Source organism: Acutalibacter sp. (assembly GCF_056800975.1).
The window spans coordinates 1-5,848 of record NZ_JBQISV010000115.1; the positions used below are offsets into that span (position 1 = coordinate 1).

At 55.1% G+C, this 5,848-nt stretch carries 3 protein-coding genes and 1 pseudogene; 1 reads left to right on the forward strand and 3 read right to left on the reverse strand.

Going from position 1 to position 5,848, the window contains the following annotated elements:
- Positions 1-313 (reverse strand): annotated as a pseudogene (locus tag ACTO5E_RS09795) (hypothetical protein); the annotation flags it as partial.
- Positions 314-527: 214 nt separating this feature from the next.
- Between ACTO5E_RS09795 and ACTO5E_RS09800 the strand changes: the two are divergent.
- Positions 528-1,682 carry an aldo/keto reductase gene (locus ACTO5E_RS09800; RefSeq protein ID WP_482303290.1) on the forward strand — a complete coding sequence of 385 codons (1,155 nt, stop codon included), beginning with the start codon at positions 528-530 and terminating at the stop codon, positions 1,680-1,682.
- Between the two features lie 906 nt (positions 1,683-2,588).
- On the opposite strand, the gene ACTO5E_RS09805 is transcribed toward ACTO5E_RS09800, so the two are convergent.
- On the reverse strand, positions 2,589-2,966 hold the full coding sequence (locus ACTO5E_RS09805) for a DndE family protein (protein ID WP_482303292.1): 378 nt from the start codon (positions 2,964-2,966) through the stop codon (positions 2,589-2,591).
- 165 nt (positions 2,967-3,131) lie between these two features.
- On the reverse strand, positions 3,132-5,108 hold the full coding sequence (locus tag ACTO5E_RS09810; protein ID WP_482303294.1) for a methyl-accepting chemotaxis protein: 1,977 nt from the start codon (positions 5,106-5,108) through the stop codon (positions 3,132-3,134).
- Positions 5,109-5,848 lie beyond the last annotated feature (740 nt).

A 5,848-nucleotide genomic window follows, 5' to 3' on the forward strand; every position in this document is an offset into this window, starting at 1 on the left:
CATTGCCCGGGCGGTGCGGCTTATTCGCAGTCGGGCGGGCAATGTCCTGCAAGGGCTGCAGCCCCAGGGGGGCGTTCCCCAAGGGGTTGACTGTGTAGGTGAGCACAAAGGCGTTGTAGCCCTCGTCATAAAACCGCTTGGCCACAGGCTCGCCCTCTGTGGGCGAAACAAAACAGTAGCCGCCCCCGGGAATCACCAGCATAACCGGCCAAGGGCCAGGGCTGTCATGAAGATAGGGGACAAGAAAAGGGACAAAGCCTGCGGACATGGAATAGCTGTACTCTTCTGGAGACCAGATGGGAATAGCGGTCATGGAGAGGGCTCCTTTCGGAAAAGATTGGGTGATTGTTCAAACAGTATACCATGCCCACCGCCGAAAAGCAAGGCGTTGATTCCTTCTCTCCCTCATATTCCAGAAGAATCCCGAGCCCGGGAAAAACGCTGCGCACTTTCCCCTTTTCCTCTTGCTATTCAGGCCAAAATGTTGTATACTTTGTCCAATACATCACAGGAAGGAGCCACAGATTATGAATTACAGAACCTTAGGCCGCACCGGCCTGCAGGTAGGGGAGATCGGCCTGGGCTGCGAGGCCTTTGTCAACCTGAGCATGGAGGCTGCCGCCAATCTGCTGGACCTTGCCATTAACGCCGGCGTGAACTATTTCGACCTTTTCAGCCCCGAGCCCCATGTGCGCGGCGCTTTTGGTCAGGCCATGCAGGGACGGCGGGAAAAGTTCATTCTGCAGGCCCACATTTGCTCTGCCTGGATCGACGGCCAGTATAAGCGCACCCGGAACATGGACCAGGTCAAGGCCTCCTTTGCCGACCTGCTGGACCGCCTTCGCACCAGCTATGTGGATGTGGGCATGATCCACTATGTGGACCAACAGAAGGATTTTGACCAGGTCTTTCAGGGCCCGGTGCTGGAATTCGCCAAAGAGCAGAAAGCTGCCGGAACCATCCGCTTTCTGGGCATGAGCACTCACAACCCCCGCATGGCTATTCAGGCGGTGAAAACCGGCCTGATCGACGTGATCATGTTCAGCATCAACCCGGCCTACGACATGGTTCCCCCCAACGAGGACCTGAATGTGCTCTTTGAAAAGTCTACTTACGAGGCCCCGGACGTGCTCTCCCGCACCGACCCGGAAAGGCTGGAGCTTTACAGCCTCTGCGAGAGCCAGGGGGTGGCCCTAACAGTCATGAAGCCCTACGGCGGCGGGGCCCTGCTGAACAAGGAGGCCTCCCCCTTCGGCGCAGCCATGACGGTTCCCCAGTGCCTCCACTACTGCCTCACCCGCCCCGGCGTGGCTACAGTCCTCACCGGAGCCGCCAGCCAGGAGGAGCTCCTGCAGGCCACAGCCTACTGCCAGGCCAGCGAGCAGGAGCGGGACTACGCCCAACTGCTGAGCAGCTGCCCGGCCCATTCCTTCACCGACCAGTGTATGTACTGCGGCCACTGCGCCCCCTGCGCCGTGGGCATTGACATTGCCAGCGTAAACAAGTTTGCCGACCTGTGCGGGGCCCAGCATATGGTCCCCGAAACCGTGCGGGAGCACTACCGCGCCCTGTCCGTCAAGGCTGGGGCCTGTATCGGGTGCGGCCAGTGCGAGGCCCGGTGCCCCTTTGGGGTAAAAATCGCGGAGCACATGCAAAAGGCGCAGGCCATTTTCGGAGAATAGGCCCGTCTGAACAATCAACCCCGCGCATAAAACGCACAGCGCCAGCCACCTCCCAAAAGGTACTGCAAAAGACTTTCCTAGAGCGTGCTCCCATAAGCGTTCGCAAGCGCCTTTTGGACAGATTTTTGCCATCCTCTGCACCAAAAATTCTTGAGGTACGCAAGGTAGATAAAAGCCACAAGCAACACTGCGAATTCTTGCCTGGAATCTGCTCAAAAATCCGCATACTCAGCTTATGGGGACACGCCCTAGCACACTGACCACTCCGCTACCCGTAAACGTCTCAGTCTCTACCTCCTTCTCGTGTTTTTGCGCCACATAACTCTCCTTTGTTATCTCGCTTTGCTCGATACTTTATGCTAAAGCTGCAAACCAAAAAGGACGTTTCTCTCTGAAACGTCCTTTTTTCACGGGGCAAATCAGCCCCCTCCCCATAACGTCAAAACGCCCCCGCCCAGTAGCGCCCCAAAACAAAGAATCCATAAACAAGGCCTCGCTGAGCGTTCAGAAAAGTTTCGTCCACTTTTTCAAAGGGTTCTGGAGCAGGTAGCCCGCCGCTCCTTCGGGGCCAACTGGGGTGTGGTTTCATCTTAAAACCACTCCAAAGCCAGCCTCCGCCAACTTCCTTCACAGCAACAACACCGCTGATATTCCCCGGGTCCTGACCCAAAAAGCCGGCCTCCTTCCCAGAGGACGGCTTTTTCTCTCTGTAAGCAGCCGCATCTCTTCCGCAGCTACTGGGCGTAGCACGGGGGCACGCAAAGGTTCTGCCGTCCTCCGCTGTTTCTGCCAAAAATCTTCTTTTCTTCCATATGAGAGACTAAAAGCAATGACGCTCGTTCCACTGGCAATGCCCTCCTTTTTAAGAACTTTTTGCCAAGCCATATTCGCATTTTTAGCAGAACGTCATAGTCCGCTTGTGCCACACAGCAATGCGAGCAAGAAGTCGTCATTATACTTGAACTCGCTGTGAATCATCTTCGCTCCGCGGTCCAGATGCGCCTTAAGGTACTTCTGAAAATAGTCATCATCGCTGAGATGGGTATCTTCAAACATTTCAATTAGGCCTTTATATAACTCGTCCCATTCGCCAGTGATGATCTGACGATTTAAGTCAAGGCCAAAACTATCCGTTTTAAAATCCGCTTCACATAGTTTCTTCCCACTCTTAATAGACATTGAAATGGATAATTTCGAGAGAACAAACGGTGCGTATTTGGTACTTGCTGTTATTTCTGCGAATAGGTTCATTGTCTTTTTGGATGTCCTTATCCTGAATACCATGTTTATACCTCAAAGTAGGAATCATTTAGAACCATTTAGCAAGCGCGTTAACCCGTGCCCCCAGCAAAAAGGGACCCTGCCAGCAAAAGGCAGGGCCCCTTCCCTATGCCGCCCGCCTGTGGGGGCTAGGCCGCTTAAAATCATGAGTTCGTCCTTTGGGCAGCTTTACTCTTTCGCAAGGGTAAACTGCTCCACCAGCTGCTTCAGGCTGGACGCCTCCGCTGAAAGCTGTTGGCTGGCGGCGGCGCTTTCCTCCGAGGTGGCGCTGTTGGTCTGCACCACAGAGGAAATCTGGTCGATGCCCTCGGTCACCTGGGCGATGGCTTCCGTCTGGTTCTCCACGGCGTCCACCACAATGTCCATCTGGGCGGTTACATTACCTGCCAAAGCATTGGTGCGCTCCAGAGCTTCGGTAACCTTGGCCATAGTCCCGTTGCCCTCATTGACAGCGGAAATAGAACGCTCGATCAAATCCTTGGTGGCCTTGGCAGCCTCGTCAGATTTAGAGGCCAAACGGCGCACCTCGTCGGCCACTACGGCAAAGCCCTTGCCAGAGGTCCCTGCCCGTGCGGCTTCCACCGCAGCGTTCAGGGCCAGAATGTTGGTCTGGAAAGCGATATCCTCTATGGTTGCAATGATGACGGAAATCTCAGCAGAGGAATTGGATATTTTTTCCATAGCGCTGTTAAGCTCGCCCACATAGTTCACGCTGATGCCCAGCTGCGCCCCTGCCTGCTCCACAAAATGGCCTGCTTCCTCAGCAGCAGAAGCTGTGCGCTTTGCGCTGGACGAAATGTCGGAAATCGTGGCGGCGAGCTCCTGCACAGAGCTTGCCTGCATTACCGTGCCCTGGCTCAAAGTCTGGGCGCCGCTGGAAACCTGGCTGCTGGCAGCGGACACCTGCCCTGCAGCCCCATCAATTTGACGCATGGTAGCGCTCAACTGGACCTTCAGGGTGCGCATGGCTTCCAGGATTCCTTGGAAGCTGCCCACATACGCCTCCCGGTGGGAGGACGCCACATCAAAGTTCTTCCCTGCCATTTCTGTCAACAGGTAGCTGATATCCTGGATAATGGTATGCAGGCCTGCCACCAGCTCCCCGGTAGACCGTGTCAGATCCGCGGTCTCATCCTGTCCCTGGGCCTGGGGCACAGGGGAATCCAGGTCGCCCGCCACCAGCTGCTTCATGCGCCGGGCGCAGGCCTGCATGGGCACGCTGATGTTGCTGGAAAGCTTTAGGGCCACTACGATAGAAGCCAGGATCGAAAGCAGGGTAACCCCCACATTGATAAACATGCCAAAATATGTATCAGCCAGATAATCCTTTTTCATGGCTGTTACGGCTACGCTCCAACCGTCCGTTCCCCCTACCGGGGCATAGGCTGCAAAACGGGGCCCATCTGCCGCCTGAAAGCTGCCGAACCCACTGTCTCCCTGGCGCATGGCCTCATGGATATCCGCCAACCCCTGTAAGGAGGAGTCCTTCTGGGCTTCCCGCTCAACATTTTCGGTGGTGATGGTCTTCAGGGTGTTGTCAGCAATGGTGTCGCCATTTTTATTGATCATATAAGCATGGCTGCTGTCGCTGACCTTGATAGAAGAGACAATGTCATTAAGGAAGGTCTCGGGGGGCACAAAATACACTACGCCAACAATATCCCCGCCCTGCTGCCCGCCGTCATACAGGGGCGCGGCCACCATAATAGAGAGCTCGCCGGTGATCTTGCTGATCAGCGGCTCTGACACATAGACGTTCCCTGCCATGGCCTGCCGCACATATTCCCGGTCAGAGTAGTCGTTCCCATCAAATATGCTGATGCCGTCCGCGCCCACAATATTGCCGCGCTGGAAGCCGTGCATACTCACCCGTTCGTCTATAATCGCGCGCTTTTCCTCCACGGGCACATCGCTGCCGGAAAGCTGAGGGATGCAGCCCGTGTCCATAGCAACGTTCCGGTAGGCATCCAGCTCCTGCTGGATGCGCTCTCCTGCCAGCACGGCCGTTTCCCCCATCATCTGTTCCACCGTAGACAAGGTGCTCCGGTAGTTCAGCACCATGCTAAAGGCCCCCACCGTCAACAATGCGATGAGCACTGTGGCGATCAAACATGTTGTGATTTTCCTGCGAATACTTTTCATCATCAATACACTCCTGTTTTGCTTCATCAGGCTTCCCGCCAAGACCCGCCCATAGCCGCCTTTGCCTGCGTCAGGCAAAGGGAAGCGCTATCCCGTTTTCAGGCAGGCCATAGCGCGGCTCCCAGGATAGCGCAAAGGCGGAGGCCAGGACACAAGACAACCGCGCTGCCCTGTGTCCCCAGTCCCATCACTGCATATCCCTGGGGGCTGCTCTTTAAAACCTTAATTTATTATAGGCCGTCCGGCAGAGGTTTGTCAATGATAGAATGGGAAATCTTGGCCTAAATCAGAGCGGAGGTCCCTTCCTGCTCTCCTTGGGGCTGTCCCGGCTCAACTGGCCGCCGCTTGGTCGGCCTCCATACGCTGCTTTGGCGGTATTTTATTTCACCGCGGCTTTGACATCCCATTCTTATTTCAGTATAATAGAGCTGCACTTATTGCAGGAATAATCAAAACAAGCGCAGTGTCCTCGCTCTCTTTTTTGTGCAGGTATTGAGAGGAAGACTTTTTCAAATGCTGGTATAATTAAGGCAACACCGCACAAAGATTGCGCGTGAGTTGCGCAGTCAATTTTTTCGTCAGAGTGTACAGATTGAGTGTAGCCAATCAAGGGATTGACAAGCGAAAGCTGTGCGCTATGACGGAAAAAGTGCAAGCAAATCACGTGCAAAGGCCGTAGGCCGGTCTTTGTGCGGTGTTGCCTTAAGATAGAGGTAAATGTTGTTGACAACGGGGGTGTCTCA

What these genes read in the sequence shown, in the direction of transcription:
- ACTO5E_RS09810 (WP_482303294.1), bottom strand. Translation starts at nt 5,108, where the DNA reads ATGATGAAAAGTATTCGCAGGAAAATCACAACATGTTTGATCGCCACA.
- ACTO5E_RS09800 (WP_482303290.1), top strand. Translation starts at nt 528, where the DNA reads ATGAATTACAGAACCTTAGGCCGCACCGGCCTGCAGGTAGGGGAGATC.
- ACTO5E_RS09805 (WP_482303292.1), bottom strand. Translation starts at nt 2,966, where the DNA reads ATGGTATTCAGGATAAGGACATCCAAAAAGACAATGAACCTATTCGCA.